Source organism: Aeromonas allosaccharophila (genome assembly GCF_000819685.1).
GTDB classification, from domain to species: Bacteria; Pseudomonadota; Gammaproteobacteria; order Enterobacterales; family Aeromonadaceae; genus Aeromonas; species Aeromonas allosaccharophila.
Genome location: NZ_CDBR01000020.1, coordinates 1 through 23,303 on the forward strand (window position 1 = coordinate 1; position 23,303 = coordinate 23,303).

Annotated in this window: 23 protein-coding genes and 3 pseudogenes; 15 read left to right on the plus strand and 11 right to left on the minus strand. The window is 58.9% G+C overall.

Annotated elements, in window-relative coordinates; genetic code table 11:
- The 4 genes and pseudogenes from BN1115_RS22135 to malX form a co-directional block, all read right to left on the minus strand.
- A pseudogene (locus tag BN1115_RS22135) lies at positions 1-142 on the minus strand (IS110 family transposase); the annotation flags it as partial.
- 92 nt (positions 143-234) lie between these two features.
- A pseudogene (locus BN1115_RS21535) lies at positions 235-633 on the minus strand (transposase); the annotation flags it as partial.
- A gap of 143 nt (positions 634-776) precedes the next feature.
- The gene (locus BN1115_RS04110; protein ID WP_042656181.1) at positions 777-1,967 is read right to left on the minus strand and encodes a MalY/PatB family protein; all 1,191 of its coding nucleotides are present in this window, start codon (positions 1,965-1,967) and stop codon (positions 777-779) included.
- A gap of 87 nt (positions 1,968-2,054) precedes the next feature.
- Positions 2,055-3,626: a maltose/glucose-specific PTS transporter subunit IIBC gene (gene malX, locus BN1115_RS04115; RefSeq protein WP_042656182.1), complete on the minus strand. Its 1,572-nt coding sequence runs from the start codon at positions 3,624-3,626 to the stop codon at positions 2,055-2,057.
- Positions 3,627-3,908: 282 nt separating this feature from the next.
- Here malX and BN1115_RS04125 point away from each other — a divergent pair, with 282 nt between their 5' ends.
- From BN1115_RS04125 to BN1115_RS04135, 4 genes and pseudogenes are all read left to right on the plus strand, one after another.
- Positions 3,909-4,946, plus strand: coding sequence for a Mal regulon transcriptional regulator MalI (locus BN1115_RS04125; RefSeq protein WP_042656184.1), 1,038 nt, complete (start codon positions 3,909-3,911; stop codon positions 4,944-4,946).
- 255 nt (positions 4,947-5,201) lie between these two features.
- The gene (locus BN1115_RS04130) at positions 5,202-5,465 is read left to right on the plus strand and encodes a hypothetical protein (protein WP_042656185.1); all 264 of its coding nucleotides are present in this window, start codon (positions 5,202-5,204) and stop codon (positions 5,463-5,465) included.
- A 145-nt stretch (positions 5,466-5,610) separates the two neighbouring features.
- Positions 5,611-5,940: pseudogene (locus BN1115_RS21540) on the plus strand (P-loop NTPase family protein); the annotation flags it as partial.
- Between the two features lie 11 nt (positions 5,941-5,951).
- The gene (locus BN1115_RS04135) at positions 5,952-6,209 is read left to right on the plus strand and encodes a hypothetical protein (protein ID WP_042656186.1); all 258 of its coding nucleotides are present in this window, start codon (positions 5,952-5,954) and stop codon (positions 6,207-6,209) included.
- Between the two features lie 65 nt (positions 6,210-6,274).
- Here the strand turns inward: BN1115_RS04135 and BN1115_RS04140 are convergent, their stop codons facing one another.
- Positions 6,275-8,299 (minus strand): bifunctional 2',3'-cyclic-nucleotide 2'-phosphodiesterase/3'-nucleotidase, encoded by a 2,025-nt coding sequence (locus BN1115_RS04140; RefSeq protein ID WP_042656187.1) that lies wholly within the window; start codon positions 8,297-8,299, stop codon positions 6,275-6,277.
- 275 nt (positions 8,300-8,574) lie between these two features.
- On the opposite strand from BN1115_RS04140, the gene BN1115_RS04145 reads away from it, so the two are divergent.
- The gene (locus BN1115_RS04145) at positions 8,575-8,889 is read left to right on the plus strand and encodes a hypothetical protein (protein WP_042656188.1); all 315 of its coding nucleotides are present in this window, start codon (positions 8,575-8,577) and stop codon (positions 8,887-8,889) included.
- 40 nt (positions 8,890-8,929) lie between these two features.
- On the opposite strand, the gene BN1115_RS04150 is transcribed toward BN1115_RS04145, so the two are convergent.
- From BN1115_RS04150 to BN1115_RS22870, 6 genes are read right to left on the minus strand one after another with little or no spacing between them, the layout of a single operon-like run.
- Entirely contained in the window at positions 8,930-9,421 is a 492-nt protein-coding gene (locus BN1115_RS04150; RefSeq protein WP_042656189.1) for a Dps family protein, read from the minus strand.
- A gap of 4 nt (positions 9,422-9,425) precedes the next feature.
- Positions 9,426-9,863 (minus strand): PaaI family thioesterase, encoded by a 438-nt coding sequence (locus tag BN1115_RS04155; protein ID WP_244152214.1) that lies wholly within the window; start codon positions 9,861-9,863, stop codon positions 9,426-9,428.
- Between the two features lie 49 nt (positions 9,864-9,912).
- The gene (locus BN1115_RS04160) at positions 9,913-10,254 is read right to left on the minus strand and encodes a carboxymuconolactone decarboxylase family protein (protein WP_042656215.1); all 342 of its coding nucleotides are present in this window, start codon (positions 10,252-10,254) and stop codon (positions 9,913-9,915) included.
- Positions 10,255-10,258: 4 nt separating this feature from the next.
- Positions 10,259-11,245 carry an SLAC1 anion channel family protein gene (locus BN1115_RS04165; RefSeq protein WP_042656191.1) on the minus strand — a complete coding sequence of 329 codons (987 nt, stop codon included), beginning with the start codon at positions 11,243-11,245 and terminating at the stop codon, positions 10,259-10,261.
- A gap of 35 nt (positions 11,246-11,280) precedes the next feature.
- Positions 11,281-11,784, minus strand: a complete 504-nt coding sequence (locus tag BN1115_RS04170) for a NifB/NifX family molybdenum-iron cluster-binding protein (RefSeq protein WP_042656192.1) — start codon at positions 11,782-11,784, stop codon at positions 11,281-11,283.
- A 14-nt stretch (positions 11,785-11,798) separates the two neighbouring features.
- Entirely contained in the window at positions 11,799-11,933 is a 135-nt protein-coding gene (locus tag BN1115_RS22870; RefSeq protein ID WP_279615281.1) for a hypothetical protein, read from the minus strand.
- Positions 11,934-12,541: 608 nt separating this feature from the next.
- Here BN1115_RS22870 and BN1115_RS04175 point away from each other — a divergent pair.
- The 10 genes from BN1115_RS04175 to hflD all read left to right on the plus strand — a co-directional run bounded on the left by BN1115_RS04175 (position 12,542) and on the right by hflD (position 23,259).
- Positions 12,542-14,449: a PTS fructose transporter subunit IIABC gene (locus BN1115_RS04175; protein ID WP_042656193.1), complete on the plus strand. Its 1,908-nt coding sequence runs from the start codon at positions 12,542-12,544 to the stop codon at positions 14,447-14,449.
- A 201-nt stretch (positions 14,450-14,650) separates the two neighbouring features.
- On the plus strand, positions 14,651-16,072 hold the full coding sequence (locus BN1115_RS21235) for a hypothetical protein (RefSeq protein WP_050070485.1): 1,422 nt from the start codon (positions 14,651-14,653) through the stop codon (positions 16,070-16,072).
- 8 nt (positions 16,073-16,080) lie between these two features.
- A complete protein-coding gene (locus BN1115_RS04185; RefSeq protein WP_042656194.1) occupies positions 16,081-16,494 on the plus strand; it encodes a CesT family type III secretion system chaperone in 414 nt (137 codons plus the stop codon).
- Between the two features lie 482 nt (positions 16,495-16,976).
- A complete protein-coding gene (gene uhpT / locus BN1115_RS04190; RefSeq protein WP_042656195.1) occupies positions 16,977-18,383 on the plus strand; it encodes a hexose-6-phosphate:phosphate antiporter in 1,407 nt (468 codons plus the stop codon).
- A gap of 219 nt (positions 18,384-18,602) precedes the next feature.
- The gene (locus BN1115_RS04195) at positions 18,603-18,908 is read left to right on the plus strand and encodes a PTS fructose transporter subunit IIB (RefSeq protein ID WP_042656196.1); all 306 of its coding nucleotides are present in this window, start codon (positions 18,603-18,605) and stop codon (positions 18,906-18,908) included.
- Entirely contained in the window at positions 18,908-19,675 is a 768-nt protein-coding gene (locus BN1115_RS04200) for a PTS sugar transporter subunit IIA (RefSeq protein ID WP_042656197.1), read from the plus strand. The genes BN1115_RS04195 and BN1115_RS04200 overlap by 1 nt, the downstream gene beginning before the upstream one ends.
- A 104-nt stretch (positions 19,676-19,779) precedes the next feature.
- Complete coding sequence (rluE, locus tag BN1115_RS04205; RefSeq protein ID WP_042656198.1) at positions 19,780-20,706, plus strand: 23S rRNA pseudouridine(2457) synthase RluE; 927 nt, start codon at positions 19,780-19,782, stop codon at positions 20,704-20,706.
- Complete coding sequence (locus tag BN1115_RS04210) at positions 20,706-21,197, plus strand: NUDIX hydrolase (RefSeq protein WP_042656199.1); 492 nt, start codon at positions 20,706-20,708, stop codon at positions 21,195-21,197. The genes rluE and BN1115_RS04210 overlap by 1 nt, the downstream gene beginning before the upstream one ends.
- Positions 21,198-21,354: 157 nt before the next feature.
- On the plus strand, positions 21,355-22,461 hold the full coding sequence (gene mnmA, locus BN1115_RS04215) for a tRNA 2-thiouridine(34) synthase MnmA (RefSeq protein ID WP_005353619.1): 1,107 nt from the start codon (positions 21,355-21,357) through the stop codon (positions 22,459-22,461).
- 183 nt (positions 22,462-22,644) lie between these two features.
- Positions 22,645-23,259, plus strand: a complete 615-nt coding sequence (gene hflD / locus BN1115_RS04220) for a high frequency lysogenization protein HflD (protein WP_005334622.1) — start codon at positions 22,645-22,647, stop codon at positions 23,257-23,259.
- Positions 23,260-23,303: the final 44 nt, after the last annotated feature.

Consider the following 23,303-nt stretch of genomic DNA (forward strand, 5'->3'; position numbering starts at 1 on the left):
GGCTAGGAGGAAGATTGCTAAAGAATGAGAGCATCTGATCCCGCTTCAACTGTCGCTTGAGGACCGTCTTGCCATGTTGATCAACGCCATGTAATTGGAAGAGATGTTTTGCCAGATCGATGCCGATAGTCGTAGCCTTCATGGTGGTCGCCTCTCTCATCAGTGGGAACTTACATTCGCCACTTTGGCACTCAGATGCCGTTTTGGGGAGGGGCGACCATCCCATTAACGCCCCATCGCGCGCAAGAAGCGGTGACGCCAGAGGAAGGCGGTATTTTTGCTGACCCCACAGCGCCGCGCTGCTTGGCGGACGGTCAGTCCTTCGATGAGGGCTTGCGCGTAGTCTTCCCAGCACTGTGCTTTACGCAATCTGGCTAAGGGCGTCTTGGTGAGGATGGAGCTTGTGCGCAGACACTGTTTGCAACGGTAGCGGCGTAGTCCCCGACTCCATCCCCAAGGTGCCAGCTGGGTGACATCGGCCTGACAATATGGGCAGCCACTGCATGCCGGTAACTGGGTATTGAGCGAGGTAATGGTGTGGGGGGCAGTGAGCTCTTGCTGAGCAACACGGCACTGGCGCAGGGTTAACTGGGGAAATAGTGACAACAGGTGTTGAAAGGCTGGGGTATCCATGATGGTAGACCTCAAGGTGATGGCCTACTTCAAGATTAGCCTTTCAACACGTAATTGGGACAGCGCCTTTTTTTGATATTCCCCACCTAACGGGGCCATCACTGATGGCCCCGTTAGGTTTCTCAGGCTACATGGATTTGCTCTTACACCAGCTCCCCCAGTGCGCCGATCAGGGCGTCGAGCCCCTGATCGACCTTCGAGCGCGGGCAGCCGACGTTGAGGCGGATATAGCCGTTGCCTTCCGGGCCGTAGGTATCGCCGCGCATGATGGCGACCCGGTATTTCTCCACCAGCAAGGTTTGCAACGCATCCATCCGTTCGGTGGTGTCTATGCCAAGGCCATTCAAGTCAATCCAGGCAAGATAGGTTCCCTCGGGCATCCGATAGTCGATGGCGGGGAAGGCGGCGTTGAGTCGCGCCGCCACCTGGGTGAGATTGCCATGCAGATAGGCTTTCAGGGCATCGAGCCAGGCAGCGCCGTTCCGATAGGCGCTGATATGGGCCAGCACCCCGAGAATCGGCGGTGATGAGAGGCCATGGGCCGCCTTGAGCCGCTGCAGATAGGCGGCTCTCGCCTTGGCGTTGGCGATAAAGGCGTAGGCGCCGCCAAGGGCGGGAATATTGAAGGATTTCGAGCCCGAGCTCACCAGCGCCCAGCTATCGTCCGATGCCACCTCGCTCCACGGCAGGTAGCGGGCAAAGCTCACATCCATATGGATGTCGTCCGAGATGACTTTCACTCCGTGGCGCTGGCAGATGGCGGCCATCCGGCCAAGTTCATCCCGCGTCCAGACCCGGCCGGTGGGGTTGTGGGGGCTACAGAGCAGCAAAATCCGGCAATCGGGGCGGGCCGCTTGCTGCTCGAAGCAGACCCAGTCGATCTGGTAGCTCCCCTCTGTTTTTTTGAGCGGACAGGGCAGCAGCACCCTGTCGTTGGCGGCCAGCATATTGCCGAAGGCGTCGTAGGCGGGGGTATGCACCAGCACCCCTTCGCCCGGCGCCGACCAGAGGCTCACCAGCTGGGCAATCACATAGATGACCGAGGGGCCGTAGACCAGCGTCTCGGGGTCGAGGCTTGCCCCGTAGCGGTGGGCAAACCAGTTGCTTACCGCTCCCTTGAAGTCGTCATGATTCCAGCGGCTGTAGCCAAAGACCCCGTGCTCAAGGCGGGTTGCCAGGGTCTGGCGAATGCAGGGGGCGGTCGCGAAATCCATATCGGAGATGGTAAAGGGGAGCAGATCGGCATGGCCAAAACGGTCGGCTACATAGTCCCACTGAGTGCAGTAGGTGCCGTGGCGGTCGACCACTCGGTCGAAGTCATAAATATCGTGCATGAAGTTTCTCCCTCCATAAACAGGAGACATATTGGGAGAGGCAAACAAGGGGGGCTTGCGCCTCCCGTTCGGATCTTATTGGCCGGTTCAGGCCCCCATCAGGCTCTGCAGCTGATTTTTCACCAGATGCACCTGCGGGCCGATCACCACCTGCAGGTTGTGCTCGTCGAGCTTGATCACCCCGATGGCGCCGTTCGCCTTCAGTACCTTGTCATCGACCCGGCTCATGTCCTGCACCGACATCCGCAGGCGGGTGATGCAGTTGTCCAGTGCCAGGATGTTATCAGCCCCGCCCAGGGCGTTGAGGATGATTTCACCGTTGTAACCGCTGTTGCCTACCTTCTTGCCCGCGGGCTGGGCAGCCTCGCTGGTCTCAATCTCGCGACCGGGGGTTTTCAGGTTAAAGCGCACGATGGCGAAGCGGAACACGCTGTAGTAGATGGCAAACCAGATGGCGGCCGCGACCGGCACCAGATACCACTTGGTGGCGGTGCCTTGCAGCACGCCGAACACCAGAAAATCGATCAGGTTGCCGTCGGTGTTGCCGATGGTGACGCCGAGCAGCCCCATGGTCATAAAGCCGAGCCCCGTCAGGATGGCGTGAATGACGTAGAGCACCGGCGCCACGAACAGGAACAGGAACTCCAGCGGCTCGGTGATACCGCCGATGACGCAGGCCACCACACCGGAGACCAGCAGCGCCTTGATCTTGCCGCGATTTTCCGGACGAGCGCAGTGATACATGGCGAGCGCCGCACCCGGCAGGCCGCCGAGGAAGGCAGGCATCTTGCCCTGAGAGAGGAACGAAGTGGCAGAGACCGAGAAGCCGCTGGTGTCGGCGCAGGAGAGTTCGGCGTAGAAGATATTGAGGGCGCCGCTCACCTCGTGACCGCATACCAACTGGGTGCCGCCCGCTTCGGTAAAGCGGATGAGCGCCACCAGAATATGGTGCAGACCGAGCGGCAGCAGCAGACGCTCACCGGTACCGAACAGGAAGGGGCCGAAGGGACCTGCGTGGGAGATCAGCGCCCCGATACCATTGATGCCAGCGGCAAACCAGGGCCAGGCGAACGGCACGACCAAGCCGACCACACCCAGTACCAGCACAGTGATGATCGGCACGAAGCGGGCACCGCCGAAGAAGGCGAGCGCATCGGGCATCTTGTAGGTGTAGAAACGGGCGTGGAGCTTCGCGACGATCACCCCGACGATGATGGCCCCCAGAATCCCGGTGTCGATGGAGCTGATGCCGAGGATCGATTTCACCCCGTAGGCCTTCTCCGCCGCTGCATCACCGATAACGTTGGCCACGGTCAGGTAGAAGTTGATGGAGAGGTTGAGCGCCGCATAGCCGACGAAACCGGCAAAGGCCGCAACCCCCTTCTCTTCTCGCGCCAGCCCCAGCGGAATGGCCACCGCAAACATCACCGGCAGGTAGATAAAGGCCACCAGCCCCACCTTGGTCATCCAGAGGAACAGCAGTTGCAGCACGGTATTGTCGAGGAAGGGCATGCTCTGCTTGACCGCATCGCTGGTGAGCGAGCTGCCGACACCGAGCAGAATGCCCGAGAAGGCCAGCAGGGCGACCGGCAACATAAAGGTCTTGCCGAGGCTCTGCAGGAACTCCCAGATGGTGGATTTGGCTTGAGGCTTGGCCATGAAACGGCTCCTTGTGAATAAACAGCAATGTCTGTGGCTGCCCTCCCCCGCTCGAGACAATCTCGAAGCAGAGGCACGGGTCAGCATCAGGTTTTGTTGGATGATAAATCGTTTTATCAACTTGCAAGTGCCGACAAGATCACAGAATGAGGGGGCTGACTGGCAGCAGGATCCAAATTTGTGAGCCGGATCGGCCCAATGGTGATGTAACGTTTCACTTGAGCATCTGAGCAGGTATGCTGGGGCCTCGCACTCAACCAGCCATCGCACCCCGTTCGCCCTATGCCATCCAAACCGCTCGTCTCGAAAAACGTCAAGATCACCGATGTCGCCCAGCTGGCAGGGGTCTCGGTCACTACCGTCTCCATGGTGCTCAACGGCAAGGGGCGCATCTCCCCGGCCACCGCCGAGCGGGTGCAGCAGGCGATCAAGCAGCTCGACTACGTGCCCAACAGCGCCGCCGCCAACCTGCGCAGCCAGCAATCCAATCTGGTGGGGCTGATCCTGCGCGACATCACCGACCCCTTCTATACCGAAGTGACCGCCGGAGTGAGCGAGGTACTGGAGCAGCAGGGCTACCTGCTGTTTCTGACCCAGTGCGGCCACAGCCCGGAGCGGTTGCAGCAGAGCATCCAGTCCCTGTCACGGCAGGGGGTGGCGGGCATCATCTTCAATCCGGTGCGCGGCGCGGCGGCCAAAACACTGGAGACCCTGCTCGATTCCGAACTGCCGGTGGTGTGCGCCGCCCGCTCCTACTATCGGGATGACGTGGACTTTATCGGCCCCGACAATACCCACGCCGCCAAACAGGCCACCACTTATCTGATCGAACAGGGTCACCGCCATATCGCCTACGTCGGCGGGCGGGCCGACTCCCTCACCCGCGCCGAGCGCATCGGCGGCTACTGCGCCAGCCTGCTGCAATATGGCCTCCCCTTCAAACCGGAGTGGGTACTGGAGTGCGAGCGCACTCAACGCAGCGCCGCCGACACCATCGCCCAGCTGCTGCACCAGCATCCCAAGGTGACCGCTATTCTCTGCCACTACCCCGAGGTGGCGCTCGGTGGCATTTACGGGGTGGAGGCAAGCGGGCGCACCGTGGGCAAGGACAACTACATCGGCCAGCAGGTGGCCCTACTCGGCTTTGACGATGTGGCAGAAGCGGAACTCACTACTCCCGCCCTCACCTTCGTCAGCTCACCGGCGCGGGAGATTGGCCGTCAGGCGGCAAGACGGCTGCTGACCCGGATGCAGCAACCCGAGCTCGCCCCCAACCGCCATATCATCACCCCCAACCTGCAAAAGCGTGCATCGGCCTGAGCTGGCAAGGCTGGCCCGTCTGCAGCAGCCCGAACTTGCCCCCATCCGCCATCACATCACCACTCACCAGCACACCGCAGAAGCGAGAATCGGCCTGAGTCGCTGCGGTTACGGTGCGCTGGCTGACGGCTGTCGAGGTCAAATAACAAAGAGGGCGGCGCAAAACGTGAGCCTGCTCACTGCGCTGGCAAGGAGAGATTGAGAGCCAAGTGGAGAGGGATATGATGGGCGTCCACTCTCTTCACGAGCCCCTTTGTGAGCAACCCGCACGACCAGAACCCGCCAACTGAAATCCATCGCTGTGACAAATGCAGGGAGCGCACCCGCCATATCGTGGTGTTGGTGCCACGGGATCACAGTCAGGATGTGATGCCCAAAGACCCGCGCAAAGCCTTCTGGCAAGCCTTTCGCTCCAGCAGCCTCACCAATGCGGTCTTCGGCCAGACCCTCGCCTATCAGGCCACCCATGTAAAACATCTTATCTGCGAGCGCTGCGGGGAGACGTTTCTGGAGTATTGAGTGGTTGTGCTTCCCAACAAGGGGTGAAGCTCTGCCTGCGGTCACTGTGCCAAGTGGACGGATAGCAGCCGCTTAATAAGTAATTAATTGATCTTTGGCAGGTTTTCGCTCAGCCGCAGTTTTACCCTGCCCCGCTCTCGACTAATCATGGGTGGTCGAAGGGGTATTTGGCGCCCTGGCCGAACAACTGCTTGATGCCGCCGATACCCTGCTCTTTCTCGATCTCGACTGGTCGGTATGCCGTGACTCACTGCTATCGCGCGGATCACAAAGCGCCAGACAACGGGATGCAGTGGCTGCGGAAAAGAACTTTCAACAACTGCTGGTGTGGGCATCGGAATATGGGCAGCGAGCCGGCAAAAGTTCCCGCCAATTTCATCGCGAACTGTTTGATCGATTCCCAAATGACAAGCACCGTTTCACGACTCGGGCTGCGGTAAATAGCTATCTCACTCAACTGACCGTTAACAGCTAACAAGAGACTTGATGGACCAATACAAACAGACGCCAAAACCTGACTATCTGTTTTTCCTGTTTTTCAGAAAATTTATATCCTATCTGGCTATTACCGCGCCCATCGGCCTGATCCCGGAATTTATCCGGCAGGATTTGCATCTGGATTTGCTCTCATGGCAGAAGGGCGGCCGCCTCACTCTGATCATGATCGGCGTCGCGGCGGCTATGGCGAGAATTGACTGGCTCGTGCATCGCTATCGAGCCAAGCGCAGCAGCCGGGGTAGTTGACCAGCCCACAAGCCGTGTAATGGCAAGAGCGGGGCAAAAAAAGGCGGCCCGCAGGCCGCCCGGCATTACTGACCTAACAGCTGGTAGATCGCATGATTGGCAAACTTGGGATCGTTGGCCACCACGCCTTCCACCCGTTTCAGAGTGGGGCCTGCCAGCTTCTCGACCTCGGAGTTTGGCGAGGAGTAGAAGTAGACCTTGGTCTTGGCGGGCAACGGTTTCAGATGCCAGTTGTTATCAACTTTCACCTCGAAACCGGCCGATTTTTTATCGCTCAGATCTTTAACATAGGCAGAGAGCACTTCCCGTGTTTCCATCGGATCTTCGTGTACCAGTGCCTGACCATTGATGCCCGGGAAGCTGCCACCACCGCTGGCGCGGTAGTTGTTGGTGACCACGTAGAAGTTCTGCTTCGGGTCGATCGCTTTGCCATTGTAGGTGAGCTGGCTAATGCGCTGGCTGTCGCTGACCTTCTTGCCATCCTGGTTATAGCGAGCAGGCTGGGTGACATCCACCTCGTAGCTCACCCCTTTGATCGCATCGAGGTTGTAGGGACGGAAATCGTCGACCACCAGCCACTGCGCCTGATCGGTGTTCGGGTCAATCTGACGATACTGGACGGCACTCTTCTCCAGCCACTCTTTCACGGTGGCGCCATCGACTTTCACCACCTGCAAGGTATTGGGGAAGACATAGAGATCCGCGACGTTGCGCCCGGAGATGTCGCCCGCCTGCACCCAGGTGTAGTCGTTGGGACCGTTGCGCCCACCACGGAACGGCGCCGCCGCCGACAGCACGGGCAGGTCTTCCTTGAGGCCGCAATTCAGGCCGTTCTGCTTCAGGCAATCCGCTTTCACCTGTTCGACATGCCACTGCTGGGCATCGCTCACGATCTGGATGGAGGCATCATCCTGCGCGACCGAGAAGAAGCTATGAATAGGGGCGGTCAGCTTGCCGATAGGCAGGCTCAGCCACTCAATGGTCTCGTCGTGGACGGTCTGGATCAGATTCACGACCCCCTGATCCTCTTCACCGCTTGGCAGCGCTTTGACCTTGCGCAGTTCAGAGTGACTATCCGCCACCTGCCAACGCCCATCCTGATAGGTCAACTTGAGATCGATGATGCCAAGATGGTTACCGGTCACGCCGGGCATAACGGCCGGAACGCCAGCAATCTTGCCCGTTTTGTTATCCACTTTTTCGATATCGGGATACTCGCCGGGGAAGGCTTTGTGGGCATGGCCCAGCAGCAGGGCATCCAACCCCTTCACCTGGGCAAGATAGATGGCGGCGTTCTCCATCAGAGGCTCTTGCGGGGTGCCGGTGATACCGGAGTGCGCCGCAATGATCACCAGATCGGCACCCTTGGCACGCATCTCGGGGATGTAGTGCTCGGCAGTCTCGACCATGTCAGCCACGACGACCTTGCCTTCAAGGTTGTGCTTGTCCCACTGGAGGATCTGGGGCGGGTTCATCCCCAGCACACCCACCTTGATGGTCTGCGTCTTGCCGTTGGCATCTTTTACCTGACGATCCAGCAGCACATAGGGCTTGAAGTGTTGCGGCATGGCATCCCAGTCAACCTTGCCGTCACTGCCTCGCTTGAGGGTGTTGCCGTCGAAGACGTTGGCATTCACGACCTGATAGCGGGCCCCGGAGAGGGTTTTCGCCAGGAACTCGAGGCCGTAGTTGAATTCATGGTTGCCGAGGTTGCCCACGTCATATTTCAGTTCGTTGAGCACCTTGATGGCGGGGTGACCTGCCGACTTGGTCAGATAATCGGGATCGCCCTTGTATTGGGCAAAGACATAGTCAGCCAGGGGAGTGCCCTGGATCAGGTCACCGTTGTCGATCAGCAGGTTGTTGCCGTTCTCGTCACGGGCTTGCTTGATCAGCAAGGCCGTGCGGGCAAGACCCAGCGAGTCATCTCGCTTGTTCTGGTAGTAGTCGAAGCTCAGCAGGTTGGAGTGAACGTCGGAGGTCTCCATCAACCGCAGATTGACATCGCCCGGGGTACTGTCGTCACTGCTTTGGCATCCGGAGAGGGCAAGCAGTACCGCCACCGCGCTCAGTTTGAGAGTGAAGTGCATTGTTATTTTTCTCGCTTATTGTTAGTGCCAGTCGGGGCATGCTACCTGCTACGGTAGGGTTTATCTGTGATCTACGTGGGTTTATAACTACAATAACCACATTAATATTCGAAATTTAAGGCATGAACAGTATTTTAAACTGACGTGTGAAGCGTTTATCTTGCCCCCCCTATAAATAGCTGTTCCGAATAGTAGAGCACTGGAGGAAGGGAACTCAGTCCAGCTTATGCGAACTCATTCGTCGCCAAACAAAACAGGCCTCAAGGACTGGATTGATGCCTCTCTTCCCGCCCTGCCACGACCACAACGGCGCCCCATATAAAAATGATCAATACGAACGGACTCAAAAACCTGACTATCTGTTTTTCATCAAACTTATGTCCTCGCTGGCAATTACCGCCCCCATCGGCCTGCTCCCGGAATTTATCCGGCAGGATTTTCATATGGATTTGCTCTCATGGCAGAAGGGTGGCCGCCTCACTCTGATCGTGATCGGCGTCGCAGCGGCAATGGCGGGAATTGACTGGCTCGTGTATCGCTATCGAACCAAACGACAGCAGCCAAAGGACTCGGTTGCGCAGAGCAGGTAAGGGAAGAGCGGGCTGCCACAGGCATGGCAGCCCCACGCCATCAGGAGAGCATGCTTCTTAGCATCCAGGCGGTTTTTTCATGAATATCGATGCGCTGGGTCAGCACATCGGCGGTAGGCTGGTCATTGACGGCATCGACCAGATCGAACAGTTTTCTGGCGGTTCTCGCCGTGGCTTCTTGCGCCAACACCAGATGTTTGAGCATTTCACTGGCACAGGGCACCCCTTCGACCTCCTCAATGGAGGAGAGACGGACAAACTCCTTGTATGTGCCGGGAGCGGGGAAGCCCAATGCGCGGATCCGCTCGGCGATAACATCCAGCGCATTCCACTGCTCGGTGTATTGATCCATAAACATATTGTGCAGGCTGTTGAACTGCGGGCCGGTTACGTTCCAGTGAAAATTGTGGGTCATCAAATAAAGGGTGTAACTATCGGCAAGCAGTGCCGATAATCCATCTGCAATTTTCTTGCGATCGGCGGCTGAAATACCGATATCCATTTCTGGTAAAACCATACTCTCTTTTTTCATCACGCTAACTCCTGTCATTGGCTTTCGGCTTGATAAATTTGGCCGATGCTTTTGCAACAATCATCCCGCCGACCGACGCTACGGCATTCAAGCGATAGATACCGTGACGCTGGTCGACTATTCTGGCCGACAGCGCTACTTTGCTGCCGATATCGATGGGAGCAATAAAACGAACGGTCAGCTCCGCGGTTAATCCTCTTATTCCCCGTTGCAGCAACGCATGTGTCATCACCGCATCGAGCAGGGTGCTGGTCATGCCGCCATGCAAAATATCGCTATAACCCTGATGGCACTCGTTGGCAATAAACAGCCCTTCCGTCGCCCCTTCCTCCCCCTGGTAAAAGCGAATTCCCAGTGAATCCGGGTTATGAGTGCCACACACCATGCAACGGGCGTGGGACATCATGGTCTGTTGATAGCTCTCTGATTGATATTCATCCACTTGATCTATTCACTCGCTATTTGGCCACTCGCATGTTGAGAACAGAGCGCTAGGAGAGCAGCTCTTCGATGGCGGCGTGTGCCTGGGTGCCATAGATGATGGAGGGGCCGCCTCCCATCAATACCGCGACATCCACGGTGGCAATCCGTTCCGCTCGCGAAGCACCGGCCTTCACGGCCCCGGCAACATGGGCGGCAATGCAGCCATCGCAGCGGGAAGCGATACCAATACCGAGGGCGATCATTTCCCGATACTTCAGCGCCAGCGCCTCGTCCTCTTTCATAACGGCTTTGTGCAGCGCAATAAATGCATTCATGGTATCCGGGCTGCTCTTGCGATAAGCAGAACCAAGCTGGTGTTGTTCTTTATTGATCTCTCGATAATTTTTCATCACGTTATTTCTCCGGTGTGAAAATCTCACCTTTGTAGAATGACTGCACTGTCATGCTGATTAACCAGATGATCAATACAATCAGGGCGCACACCACTATTTTGGCCAGATAATATGGAATGAAATTCCCGGTTGCATCGGCAAACATGGCCGAGGCTGCGGAAAATGCCGCCAATGGAAATGAGTATGCCCACGAAGAGAGAAAGAATTTCAGTTTCAAAAAACTGAGAGTGTTGTACATAAGCAAGATAAATACAAACAGCGCAAAATAATAAATGATATGGGCAAACAGATCGCTGGAACTGGCTATTTCGCTATACGAGATAAATCCGATGGAGGGTGGTGCCAACAGAATAAACATGGTGGGCATCAGTTTCTCGGGCAGGTTCTCATGAAAGAACAGCCGATAGAGCACTATGGTCAGCAGAGAGAACCAGAAAATAAGGCCAATGCTGAAGAAGAACAGGCTGATCTCGTGAAAGCCAAGCGGCATGCCACCAAGGGGCACCACGATATTGCCGACAATCGGAATAAACCATGCCGGATTGGTGTGGGTGATAGTGAAATGGTCGCGATGGATCCAGTTGCTCATGATGTAGAGGGTGAAGATCAGCTGCAAACTGGCTCCCACCGACCAGAGGGCCAGCGCCGCATCATGCCAGCTGGCCCAGTAGGCGGATTGCAGCAGCAGGCTGATTGAGATGGTCGGGAAGAAATTGATCCTGACCGGGTGTTTCAGCTCATGCCGGAACTCGTCATTGTGTCTGAGGATTTTCCAGCCATACATCACCAGAAACGTCGCCAGTAGCAGAGATGACAAGACCCCGAACAGGAACCCTGCCGACTGCAGTAACAGCAGATCCGGAAACGCCTTACGGCAGGCAATCGCCGCCCCCGTCAGCCCCATGATGATTGAAAACAGTGTGACAGGCATATGTGCAATCTTGGTTATGGAGGGGATTCGCTTACCCTCTTGATTCAGGTTTTCCATCAACTTTCCCCTCCAGTTCGGCCTAGTGGTTGTGCTTACTCTTCACAACATTTTTTGTGGTTGCGCTGACGGTTACCCTGACAGCCCTGCTGTTGTCCGGAGGCAGACTTGCAGCAACCCCCTTTGCCAAGGCGGCCATGGGGGGCGCATTGATGGCTTCCCTTGCCGTGATGGCCAGCACCCTCGGCGCAGCGCGATGCGCTGCCCTGTTCAGCGGATGTCAGCTCGGTCAGATTGCCCGACTCATTGCTCAGCATGTCGGCCATGGCCAGACGCCCCAGACTGGACTGATAGACGGCAAGCCCGCTGCCGAGCAACTTGCCAAGCATCTTGCTACCGATATGTTTCAGCACGATGCGGCTAGCCCCGTGAGCGCTGAACAGCTCCACCAGCGCGCTTTTGCACTCGTTGCCAGCCACCGGGTTGGCGATCTCTGTCAGGGTGCTCCCCTGTTCGTCTACGAATACAAAGCGTTCTGCCTTGGCAAAATGTCCTGCGATATGGTCGTCATTCATCGGAATGGCTGTGATGATGGTCATTTGACCTCCTGCTATCACTGTTGATATTCCGGCCCTGCCCCTTGGCGCTCTGCGCTCGCCCCCTTGTTCAGGGTCTTCCCGCAGGCTTGCCGGTTGGCATGGCCATGTTCCCAGCCTCTTGCAGCAACCAGATGAAGAGCCGTACGCATCAACTTTTCCTGGTTTAGTCACGCATCATTCGGCTCGATAAGCGTCTGATCATGATGCCGCCGTAATTGGCATATGCCATGTATACGCCCAGTTTATGGCATATGCAATAAACTATTTTTTCCAACGAAGAGGTTTCGGGACTCATGCTCTCCCGCCAGAACATCATTCCAGGGCGCGCCAACCCGCTATCAGCGGGGACAAAAGGCAGGGGAAAAATAGCGCATAAAAATCCTAATCCGCCCGGCGAAACTGCGACTTTTTGTGATAAGAGTCACATCTCGCGGCACCGTTAAACCACATATAAATCCAGACCCCGCAGGTGATTAATTTATTGATATGACGCATAACAAACCTTGTCGCACGCTTGATACCAATTCACTTAATTGTTTTTAAAGAAAAAATTAGCAATGACCTGAAAATGGCGAGTCCTGCCTGAAAACGGGATCTTCATCACATCGCGTTTTACTGCGCACAAAAATCCAGTGATTAGCACATTTGTCCGATAGGGAGGGGGCGAGTGAGCCGCGATAATGATCAGGTCATTTTTATCCAGTACGTCGATACGTACTCACGCATAGCTTCCGTCACCGGAAGCGGGGAGAGCGCCATGATCACCACCTTGATCAATGAACATCTGATCAACCTCGATTTGAAAGCGACGCGTAAGGAAGAGGTCTTCACCGAGATGGCCCGCCTGCTGGCGTCGCAAGGCAAGGTCAGCGACGAGCAGGCCTTTATCAAGGATCTGTGGGCCCGCGAAGAGCTGGGCAACACCGGCTTTGAGGAGGGCGTCGCCCTGCCCCACGCCAAGAGTGCGGCGGTGTGCAACCCGGCGGTCGCCATCGGCATCAGCCGCAACGGCATCGAGTACGGCGCCGAAGATGGCAAGCCGTCCCACATTTTCTTTATGATCGCCTCCCCCGATGGCGGCGCCAATCACCATATCGAGGTGCTGGCCGAGCTCTCCGGCAAGCTGATCGAAGAGGGCTTTATCGCCAAACTGCTGGCGGCCAAAACCCCGGCCGACGCGCTGGCGCTGCTGCTGGCCAAGAAAGAGGAGCAGAGCGCGGCCCCGACCACCAGCAAGGGTTTCATCATAGGTGTCACCGGTTGCCCGGCCGGTATCGCCCACACCTATCTGGCGGCCGAGTCGCTGGAGCGCGCCGCCCGCGAGCTGGGTTATGAGGTGAAGGTGGAGACCAATGGCTCCATCGGCGTCAAGAACAGCCCGACCGCGGACGAGATTGCCCGCGCCACCGCCATCGTGGTCGCCTGTGACAAGCAGGTGGACATGGCCCGCTTCGCTGGCAAGCCGCTGATCAAGACCGGCGTGAAGGCCCCCATCAAGGATGGCAAGGGTCTGATTGAGCAGGCGCTGAAAGCTCCGGCCTATGTGGCTGGCAAAGAAGATAAAAAAGGTGAAGAGAAGAGCGCGGGCGGCAGTTCCGATCTCTATCGCTACCTGATGAACGGCGTATCGCACATGATCCCGTTCGTGGTGACCGGCGGTCTGTTGATTGCGCTGGCACTGGCCATCGGCGGCAACCCGACCCCGAGCGGCATGCAGATCCCGGAAGGGAGCATGTGGAACCAGATCCTCAACGTGGGCGTGGCCGCCTTCACCCTGATGATCCCCATTCTGGCGGGCTATATCGCCTACGCCATCGGTGATCGTCCGGCGCTGGCACCGGGCTTTATCGGCGGCTGGATCGCCAACAACGGCAGCTTCTACGGCGCTGACGCCGGAACCGGCTTTATCGGTGCCATCATTGCGGGCCTCTTGGTCGGCTATCTGGTGCGCTGGATTGCGACCCGTCAGTACCACAAGATGGTGCAACCGCTGGTGCCGATCCTGATCGCCCCCATTGTCGGTTCCCTGTTTATCGCGGCGGTATTCATCTTCATCATCGGCGCCCCGATTGCCGACATGATGACAGGCCTCAACGCCATGCTGCTCTCCATGAGCGGTGGCAGTCTGGTGCTGCTGGGTATCGTGCTGGGGGGTATGGCTGGCTTTGATATGGGTGGTCCGGTCAACAAGGTGGCATTCCTGTTCTCGGTGGGCATGATCGCCTCCGGTCAGACCCAGTTTATGGGTGCCATGGCCTGCGCCATCCCTGCCGCGCCGCTCGGCATGTCGCTAGCTACCGTACTCGGTCGCAAGCTGGGTATCTTCGATGCCTCTGAAATCGAAGCGGGCAAAGCCGCCGGTGCCATGGGTCTGGTGGGTATCTCCGAAGGGGCGATTCCATTCGCCGCTCGTGATCCGCTGGCCGTTATCCCGGCCAACATTCTGGGCAGCATGACCGCTGCGGTAATGGCCTTCCTGTTCGGCATCACCAACAGCGTCGCCCACGGTGGCCCCATCGTGGCCCTGCTGGGCGCGGTCAACAAGCCGCTGCTGGCGCTGCTCTGCATGGTCTGCGGCGCCATAGTCACCGGCGTGGTGGCGGTTGCCCTGAAAAAACTGCGGGTTAAAAAGAGTGACGAGGTGACCCTGGCCAAAGCGGCCTGAGTGCCCACCTCCTGCTGAAACCTGCAATCAACCTGCAATCAACCTGCAATCAAAGAGGGGCCCAGTGGCCCCTCTTTTTCTTTTCCTGCAATCACTTGGCCATGCACAACAACCATTTTCTACAAATTAAGCGCTGTTTAGTGACGGAGCCCCCGCCGTCATCTTCATAGAATCCTCGTCATACATAAGACCGGAGGTTCAATGCAGATCCACGCCCTACAAACACTCGTCAATCAACAGATCAATCAGCTCGGCCATGCCGAGCAGGCAGGCCGCCTGGCTAACCAGGGCGCAGCCAGCGCTGGGGTCGGCGCCTCGTCACAGGAGCGTGCCTTTGCCCACGCCGTCTTCGAGCAGGTTCGCAACATCTCCCTCAATCAGCAGGAGGTCGCCGGGCTGCTGCCGCATATCGCCAGCTTCACCCTGCATCAGGACAAGGGGGGCAACGCCATTCTCGCCGGATTGCGATCCGACCAACTCTCCCTCGCCGATGCCAAGCTGCTGCTTGATGCCGCCGCTCGTCAGCTGCCACCCGCGTTGCCGGAGCGTCCGGCCAAACCGGCGCCGGCCCTCCCGCCCCGCCAGCAGAACAACACAGTTGATCTCTGCCACCACTTCGCCGGGCAGGATGTGCAGGTATTGGCCAGCAAACCGACCCCCGGCAGCAATAGCGCAGCCATTTGGCCCAGTGCCAGCAAGCCGGGACAGTTCGGCGTCTTTATTCCGGGCGAAGGGATGAAACACGCCCCGACTCTGGCCGATGCCAAGCGCCAGCTGGATGCCTACAGTGCTGGCCAACTGACCAGACAGCTGGAAGCCCGCTGGGGCGGCGCCGTCAGTGTGCTGGCAGAAAAGCCGGCTGCCGATTTTGACCGTCCGGCCATCTGGCCAAGCGCCAGCAAACCGGGCAGTTACGGTATCCATATTCCCGGCAAGAGCGCCATGCGGGCCGAAGATCTGGCCAAGGCCGACAGCCTATTTGCCAAAAATGGTATTGCCGCTCGCCTGAGCGATGGCCAGCACATCAAGGTCAATGGCACCAATCTGCCTGAAGCCACGCGAGTTTCGCTTGAGCGGCAACATCAGATTGCCATCACCCCCATCATCATCAATGGCAAGGAGATCGCCTATCTGTTCAGCGGCCAGCAGCAGCTGAACCGGAACGTGCTCTTCTCCTCCCACGGCAGTGGCATCAATGAGGGCACCTTTACCAAGCCGGAGGGGATCGAATTTGATTTCGCCTCGACCCGCAACAATGTGCTGGTCTCCAACACCATGGCTTTCGCCGAGAAGCTCAAGGATGGGTTGGTCGGCTTTCACGACGAGAGCCAGATCTACGGCACCCTGAGCCGGGAGGCGACCAACTACCGGCTCGATGGCGGCATTCGCACCCAACCGGAGCAGGCTGCCGAGCTGATCGGCCGGATGAACCGCAACGGGGCCGAACAGCCTTTTGATTTTGTGCTGCTCAACCGTGAGGCCAAGGGGGTTCACTTCGCAGATCTGCTGCAGGGGTTCCAAGACACGGTAGGGTGGCTGCCCGACCAGTTGGTATGCCACTTCTGCCGTCCGCAGGATGAGAACAAGGGCCGCTTCAACGTCAGCAACAACTATCTGGGATGATCCACACCATGAACCTCTATGTCACTCGTCTGGGCGAACTGGCCGCCCACCTTGGCATCGACACTATCGAACAGGACGAGACGGGCCATGCCTGCCTCACCCTGGACCGGCTCTGGGCCATTCATCTGGCCCCGCTAGGCACAGAGAGCATGGTCATGTTTCTGCGTGCCGGCGCCCTTGGCAGCGACGCGCATGCGCGCGAGCTGCTGCGCGGCAACCTCTTTAGCCCCGAGCCCTCGACCATCCGGGTGGCGCTGGGTCAGGACGATCATCTGCTCCTCTGGTGCCAGCTGCCGCTGGCAAACAGCGAGGCCGCGCAGATCCAGCTTGCCCTGCAGCAACTGGTCGCCCGGGCGGTCGCGTTGAGTTGTGAAGGGGAATCCTCCCCACACAGTGACAATCTCTCCACCTTGAGGGTCTAGACAATACGCAGGAGTGCACCGGGCACTCCTGTCCCCCTCTTTGGCCAGTCCGCCAATCCCTCGGGCTGGCCCTTTTTCTCTCTGCGCCACCTCTCGCGCCACCGCTTGCAAGATGCCCTTCCCCCCGCCAGCTGGCTGAAATGGCAGCAATCCGGCATCAGCGGTGTGATGTTTCTCACGCTTTGTCCGCGAAAGCGCAAAAACTAGGAAAATTTCCTAGCCCCACTAGGGATGGCTCTCAAGCCATTTATTTCACCCCTGATTAGAGTCACCTCACCTGATGTCGTGACCCGCACCACGACGGGCAATGTGCCCCGTCATCCCGTGCCGGGCCCGGGTTTATATGGATGGAGCGTCGAGCGCAGCAACGGCTGGCAGCCCCTGACGTTCCGTTCCCCCTTCCGTGGCGTGACCTCTTACAACCTATCTACAAATGAGGGGCGCGGCGGAAATACCGTCTATCTCGCAGAGGATGAACGAAGATGTTGAAATTTCTCCAACAGGTCCGGGTCCCCACCCTGGACCTGCCGGTTGAAGCCCGGCGCAAGCTCTGGTTCAAGCCGTTTATGCAATCTTATCTGGTTGTATTTATTGGCTATTTGACCATGTATCTGATCCGCAAGAACTTCAACATTGCGCAAAATGACATGATCCAGGAGTACGGTCTCTCCATGACCGAGCTCGGCATGATCGGCCTTGGCTTCTCCATCACCTACGGGGTGGGCAAGACCATCGTCTCCTACTACGCCGATGGCAAGAACACCAAGCAGTTCCTGCCGCTGATGCTGATCCTCTCCGCGCTCTGCATGCTGGGCTTCAGTGCCAGCATGGGCGGCACGGGTTTTAGCCTCTACTTCATGATCTTCTTCTACGCGGCCAGCGGTTTCTTCCAGAGCTGCGGTGGCTCGTGCAGCTACTCCACCATCACCAAGTGGACCCCTCGCAACAAGCGCGGCACCTATCTGGGTATGTGGAACCTCTCCCACAACGTGGGCGGTGCCGGTGCGGCCGGTGTGGCTCTGTTCGGTGCCAACTACCTGTTTGATGGCAACGTGCTCGGCATGTTTATCTTCCCGTCCATCATCGCGCTGGTCGTCGGCTTTATCGGCCTGCGTTTTGGTAGCGATTCACCGGAAGCCTATGGCTTGGGCAAGGTGGAAGAGCTGTTTGACGAAGTGGCCAGTGAAGAGGATATCGCCACCGAAGAGCAGAAGCTGACCAAGGGTCAGATCTTCGTGAAGTACGTGCTGCTGAACAAGGTGATCTGGCTGCTCTGCTTTGCCAACATCTTCCTCTACGTGGTGCGCATCGGTATCGACCAGTGGTCCACCGTCTACGCTCACCAGGTACTGGGCTTCTCCAAAGAGATCGCCATTCAGGGCTTCACCTTCTTCGAAGTGGGCGCACTGGTCGGCACCCTGATGTGGGGTTACCTCTCCGATCTGGCCAACGGCCGTCGTGGTCTGGTGGCTTGCGTGGCGCTGGCACTGATTATCGCGACCCTGGGTCTCTACCAGCATGCGACAACCCAGTTCATGTTCCTGGGCTCCCTGTTCACCCTGGGCTTCCTGGTGTTTGGTCCGCAACTGCTGATCGGCGTGGCCGCCGTGGGCTTCGTACCCAAGCAGGGCATCAGCGTGGCCGATGGCGTCAAGGGCACCTTTGCCTACCTGATTGGTGACAGCTTCGCCAAACTGGGTCTGGGCATGATCGCCGATGGCACTCCCATCTTCGGTCTGACCGGCTGGACCGGCACCTTCGCTGCGCTGGACATCGCCGCAGCCACCTGTCTGGTGCTGATGGCCTGTGTCGCAGTGGCCGAGGAGCGCAAGATCCGCCGCATCAAGCGCGAACTGAAGGCCACCGAGCTGGCTGCCCAGACCGCCTGATAGCCATAACAACAGACGCAGATTGTTCAGGGCCACCCACACGGGTGGCCCTTGTTGTTTTGGGAAACCAGACACCCGACTGGCCCGACATCTGCCTGCACTGCCGCTCAAGGGGCAGGCATATCCCCATCAAGATCCCACTTTTCATATGGACTTTTGGTAAAAGCCCCCCGCTGGCGCTATCTTGTGGCTCCCCCTTGTCAGCATCACAGAGAGCAGATGAAGATCGTCGCCGTCACCGCTTGCCCGACCGGTATTGCCCATACCTATATGGCTGCCGATGCCCTGCAAAAAGCCGCCACTGCGCTGGGGCTCAAGATCAAGGTCGAAACACAGGGCGCCATGGGCATGGAGAACATGCTGACCGCCCGCGATATTGCCAGCGCCGATCTGGTGCTGATTGCCTCCGATATCGAGATTGAGCAGAAAGAGCGCTTCCTCGGCTGCCCCATCCATCAGGTGACACTGGAAACCGTGCTGCTGGATGCCAACGCCGTACTCAAGGCCCTGCCGATCCCGGCCTGATGCTGACCCGCGAGATCACCTTCTACTGCCAGCAGGGGTTGAGCATCACCCAGGCCAAGCAGTTGAACCGGCTGGCGGGGATGTTCAAATCCACCATCCGCTGCGCCAACCTCACCCGGCGCCAGACCGTTGCCGCCAGCAACCAGCTCTCTCTGCTCACCCTCGCCACCCAGCCCGGCGATCTCTGCCAGTTGCAGATCGAAGGGTGCGATGCCGAACTGGCCCATATGGCCTTCACCTGCTGGTGCGGGGAGCTGGGTCAACCGCTGGTGCGCCCGCGCACCGCCGCACTGGCGGAGTTGCGACTGGCCAACGCCCTGCCCGACTACCATTTTGCCCTGCGCCAGCTGGCCCACAGCCCCGAGCCGCTGACCAAAGCCGAGGCCCTCGAGCATCTGGTCGATCTGCTACCCGCCGAGCTGGTCACCGACCGCACCACCCTGACCGCCGCGGTAGAGCGGCGCGAGCAGGTCTCGGCCACCATCATTCGCCCGGGCCTTGCCATGCCCCATGTATTGAGCGAAGGGATTAGCCAGCCTGCGCTGACCCTGCTTAGCTGCAAAGAGCCCATCGAGTGGGGCTCTCAAATCGGGCCGGTGCAGACCATTATTCTGCTGGCGGTGCCGGTCGGCAGCGGACGGGAGACCCTGCGCCCCCTCACCCGACTGGCGCAGGCGATGATCGACGATGTGGTCAGCCACGCCCTGCTGCAGGCGGGCTCGGGCCCCGCCCGTCAGGCTATCGTCATCGAGAGCCTGCTGAGCTAGACGAATTAGCTGTGGGCGCTACTTGTTGTGACGCCAGCCATTCATCCTGCCCTCAGCACCCTGTGGTACACTCGCTGCCATCGTCTGTCTGAAGTGTGTATCCGATGAAATCTCCCCGCTCCCGTCTCTCTGTCAGCCGTACGCCGCGCGATAAAGCCCCACGTACGGCAGCCAAACCAGCCGCGCCACGCCATGCCGCCCCTCGCAAACCGGAGCTGGCCCCCGAGGATCGCAAGCTGTTGCTGTTGAACAAGCCCTACATGGTGCTCTGCCAGTTCACCGATGAGGCGGGCCGGGAGACCCTCAAGGATTACATCAAGGAGCCCGGCATTTATGCCGCGGGGCGGCTCGATCGCGACAGCGAGGGACTGTTGCTGCTCACCAATGACGGCAAGCTGCAGGCGCGCCTCACCCAGCCGGGGGAGAAGACCCCCAAGACCTACTGGGTGCAGGTGGAAGGCATCCCCAGCGAAGAGAAACTGGCCGCCCTGCGCGCCGGCGTCGAGCTAAACGACGGCATGACCCTGCCCGCCGGAGCGCGCATCATGGATGAACCTGCGGTGTGGCCGCGAAATCCGCCCATTCGCGAGCGCAAGGAGATCCCCACCAGCTGGCTGGAGATCACCATCATCGAGGGGCGCAACCGGCAGGTACGGCGGATGACTGCCCATATCGGCCACCCCACCCTGCGCCTTATTCGCTACGCCATCGGCGACTGGACGTTAGATGATCTGGCGCCGGGGACAAGCCGCAGCCTGCCCGCCCCCGAGCTGGCGCCGCTCTCCATCAGCCGCCCGCGTCCATCGTCCTCCCGTGCGGGGGCTCATACCGCCAAACCGGCAGGGGATGCACCACGGCGGGCCAGCCAGCCGGGACGGGACGAGCGTCCCCGCAGCACTCACTCAACCGAGCGTTCAACCTCAAGTCCGACCGGCGGCAAACCCCGCAGCAGCGGGCGCGGTGGCAGTCGCAACACAATGCGCAGACCCGCCCGCGCGGGCAATCCCAATAGCAGCGACAAGGAGTCATGATGAGCAATCAGGCAGAGCAATCGACCACCAGCCATGCCCGCATGGAGGCGCGCCTGACAGTCGCCGCCCTGGTGCAGTGGCAGGGGCGCTTTCTGGTGGTGGAAGAGGAGATAAAAGGCCAGCGCCGTTTCAACCAGCCCGCCGGTCATGTGGAGCCGGGAGAAAACCTGCTGGAAGCGGCCTGCCGCGAACTGCAAGAAGAGACGGGGCTGACCGCCACGCCGACCGCCTGGCTTGGCACCTATCTGTTCAAACCGGCCGACAGCGAGGCCACCTATGTGCGCACCGCCATCATCTTCGACCTTGAAAAAGCGCCTGGTCAGCACCATCCAGAGGATCCTGACGGCGATGTGCTGGCTTGCCACTGGCTCACTCTGGAAGAAATTGCCGAGTGCAAACCGGCCCTGCGCAGCCCGCTGGTATGGCAGTGCATTCAGGACTATCTGGCGGGTACCCGCCTGCCGCTCTCGGCCCTCAAGGCCTTTATTTGAGGCCATTTGACACTATTTTTCGGCAACAAAGACCAACAACAGAAAAACGATTTCCTGCTATCAAGCTCCCGATGGGAACTGCGGCATGGATATGTGACCGGGGGCGCAAAACTCTGGTAGAATACGCCCCGTTTAAACGAACTGGTAACTTCGACTAATGACAGACAACAGCCAAATCAAGGTGATCGTCGGCATGTCCGGCGGCGTGGATTCTTCCGTCTCGGCCTACCTGCTCCAGCAGCAGGGCTATCAGGTCGAAGGCTTGTTCATGAAGAACTGGGAAGAAGACGACACGGACGAGTACTGCTCTGCCGCCCAGGATTTGGCTGATGCCAAGGCCGTCTGCGACAAGCTGGGGATGAAACTCCACACCATCAACTTCGCGGCCGAGTACTGGGACAATGTGTTCGAGCACTTCCTCGAAGAGTACAAGGCAGGCCGCACGCCGAACCCGGATATCCTGTGCAACAAGGAGATCAAGTTCAAGGCGTTCCTCGAATTTGCCGCCGAAGAGCTGGGTGCCACCTATATCGCCACCGGCCACTATGTGCGCCGTGACGACAGCACCGGCCGCCCACGCCTGCTGCGTGGTCTCGATACCAACAAGGATCAGAGCTACTTCCTCTATACCCTGAGCGAAAAGCAAGTGGGTCAGAGCCTGTTCCCGGTTGGCGATCTGGAAAAACCGGAAGTGCGCCGCATCGCCGAGCAGCTGGATCTCATCACCGCCAAGAAGAAAGACTCCACCGGTATCTGCTTTATCGGTGAGCGCAAGTTCAAGGACTTCCTGGCCAAGTTCCTGCCCGCCCAGCCCGGTAAAATCGAGACCGTGGATGGCAAGGTGATCGGCGAGCATCAGGGTCTGATGTATCACACCCTGGGCCAGCGCAAGGGGCTCGGTATCGGTGGTCGCAAAGATGCCACCGAAGAGGCCTGGTATGTGGTCGACAAAGAGGTCGAGCGCAACGTGCTGGTGGTGGCGCAGGGCGAACATCCCCGCCTCTACTCCGATGGCCTGATTGCCAGCCAGCTGCACTGGGTAGATCGCACCCCCATTCGCGAGCCGCGTCGCTGCACCGTCAAGACCCGCTACCGTCAGCAGGATATCCCCTGCCTGATCCAGCCCATCGACGACGAGACCATCCGGGTCATCTTCGACGAGAAACAGGCTGCGGTGACTCCGGGCCAGTCCGCCGTCTTCTACGACGGGGAAGTGTGTCTGGGCGGCGGCATCATCGAACAACGTTTCAGCCATCCGGTTTGAATCCTTAACAGAAGGCAGCAGACGTGAGCGATACATTCCAAGGCCGGATCATGACCTGCTGCGGGCATCTGCCAGTGAATGAACAGAACAGGGCCGTGAAGATATGAGCGACAAATTTCAAGGCCGGATCATGGCCTGCAGCGGGCATCTGCCAGTGAATGAACAAAACAGGGCCGTGAAGATATGAGCGACAAATTCCAAGACAGAACCATGGCCTTTGCCGGCATCTGCCAGGCCGCGTATCTGGTGCAGAAGGTGGCCCGAGACGGCAGCTGTGACGAGGCCGCCCTGCGCGAGAGCCTCTCCAGCATTCTGGTGACCAACCCGAGCCAGCCGCTCGAGGTGTTCAACAACACCCATCTGGCCATTCGCGACGGCTACCGTGCGCTGGTCGAGCAGCTGGGGGCCGATGGCAGCCAGAAGAATGCCGAGCTGACCCGCTACGTGGTTAGCCTGATTGCGCTGGAGCGCAAGCTGGCCAAGCGCAAGGACATTCTCAATATGCTGGGTGAGCGGATCAGCCAGATTGGCCGCCAGCAACAGCACTTCGATCTGCTCGACGAGCAGATCCTGGCCAACATGGCGAGCATCTACAGCGATCTTATCAGCCCCATCGGGCCGCGCATCCAGGTGGCGGGTACCCCGCTGTTCCTGCAGCAACCGCTGGTGCAGCACAAGGTGCGTGCCCTGCTGCTGGCGGGCATTCGTGCCTGCGTGCTGTGGCGTCAGCTCGGTGGCAGCCGGACCCAGATCATCTTCGCTCGCAAGAAGATGGTGGAGCTGGCCAAACGTTACTAATCATCGGCTCGCGCGCGGACAAGCCGAGGTCGACATCAGGGTGA

Bases quoted from the DNA above. Each gene is read 5' to 3' on its own strand.
- BN1115_RS04110 (WP_042656181.1), bottom strand. From the start codon at position 1,967: ATGCACGATATTTATGACTTCGACCGAGTGGTCGACCGCCACGGCACC.
- malX (WP_042656182.1), bottom strand. From the start codon at position 3,626: ATGGCCAAGCCTCAAGCCAAATCCACCATCTGGGAGTTCCTGCAGAGC.
- BN1115_RS04125 (WP_042656184.1), top strand. From the start codon at position 3,909: ATGCCATCCAAACCGCTCGTCTCGAAAAACGTCAAGATCACCGATGTC.
- BN1115_RS04135 (WP_042656186.1), top strand. From the start codon at position 5,952: ATGGACCAATACAAACAGACGCCAAAACCTGACTATCTGTTTTTCCTG.
- BN1115_RS04140 (WP_042656187.1), bottom strand. From the start codon at position 8,299: ATGCACTTCACTCTCAAACTGAGCGCGGTGGCGGTACTGCTTGCCCTC.
- BN1115_RS04145 (WP_042656188.1), top strand. From the start codon at position 8,575: ATGCCTCTCTTCCCGCCCTGCCACGACCACAACGGCGCCCCATATAAA.
- BN1115_RS04150 (WP_042656189.1), bottom strand. From the start codon at position 9,421: ATGAAAAAAGAGAGTATGGTTTTACCAGAAATGGATATCGGTATTTCA.
- BN1115_RS04160 (WP_042656215.1), bottom strand. From the start codon at position 10,254: ATGAAAAATTATCGAGAGATCAATAAAGAACAACACCAGCTTGGTTCT.
- BN1115_RS04165 (WP_042656191.1), bottom strand. From the start codon at position 11,245: ATGGAAAACCTGAATCAAGAGGGTAAGCGAATCCCCTCCATAACCAAG.
- BN1115_RS04170 (WP_042656192.1), bottom strand. From the start codon at position 11,784: ATGACCATCATCACAGCCATTCCGATGAATGACGACCATATCGCAGGA.
- BN1115_RS22870 (WP_279615281.1), bottom strand. From the start codon at position 11,933: ATGCGTACGGCTCTTCATCTGGTTGCTGCAAGAGGCTGGGAACATGGC.
- BN1115_RS04175 (WP_042656193.1), top strand. From the start codon at position 12,542: ATGATCACCACCTTGATCAATGAACATCTGATCAACCTCGATTTGAAA.
- BN1115_RS21235 (WP_050070485.1), top strand. From the start codon at position 14,651: ATGCAGATCCACGCCCTACAAACACTCGTCAATCAACAGATCAATCAG.
- BN1115_RS04185 (WP_042656194.1), top strand. From the start codon at position 16,081: ATGAACCTCTATGTCACTCGTCTGGGCGAACTGGCCGCCCACCTTGGC.
- uhpT (WP_042656195.1), top strand. From the start codon at position 16,977: ATGTTGAAATTTCTCCAACAGGTCCGGGTCCCCACCCTGGACCTGCCG.
- BN1115_RS04195 (WP_042656196.1), top strand. From the start codon at position 18,603: ATGAAGATCGTCGCCGTCACCGCTTGCCCGACCGGTATTGCCCATACC.
- BN1115_RS04200 (WP_042656197.1), top strand. From the start codon at position 18,908: ATGCTGACCCGCGAGATCACCTTCTACTGCCAGCAGGGGTTGAGCATC.
- rluE (WP_042656198.1), top strand. From the start codon at position 19,780: ATGAAATCTCCCCGCTCCCGTCTCTCTGTCAGCCGTACGCCGCGCGAT.
- BN1115_RS04210 (WP_042656199.1), top strand. From the start codon at position 20,706: ATGAGCAATCAGGCAGAGCAATCGACCACCAGCCATGCCCGCATGGAG.
- mnmA (WP_005353619.1), top strand. From the start codon at position 21,355: ATGACAGACAACAGCCAAATCAAGGTGATCGTCGGCATGTCCGGCGGC.
- hflD (WP_005334622.1), top strand. From the start codon at position 22,645: ATGAGCGACAAATTCCAAGACAGAACCATGGCCTTTGCCGGCATCTGC.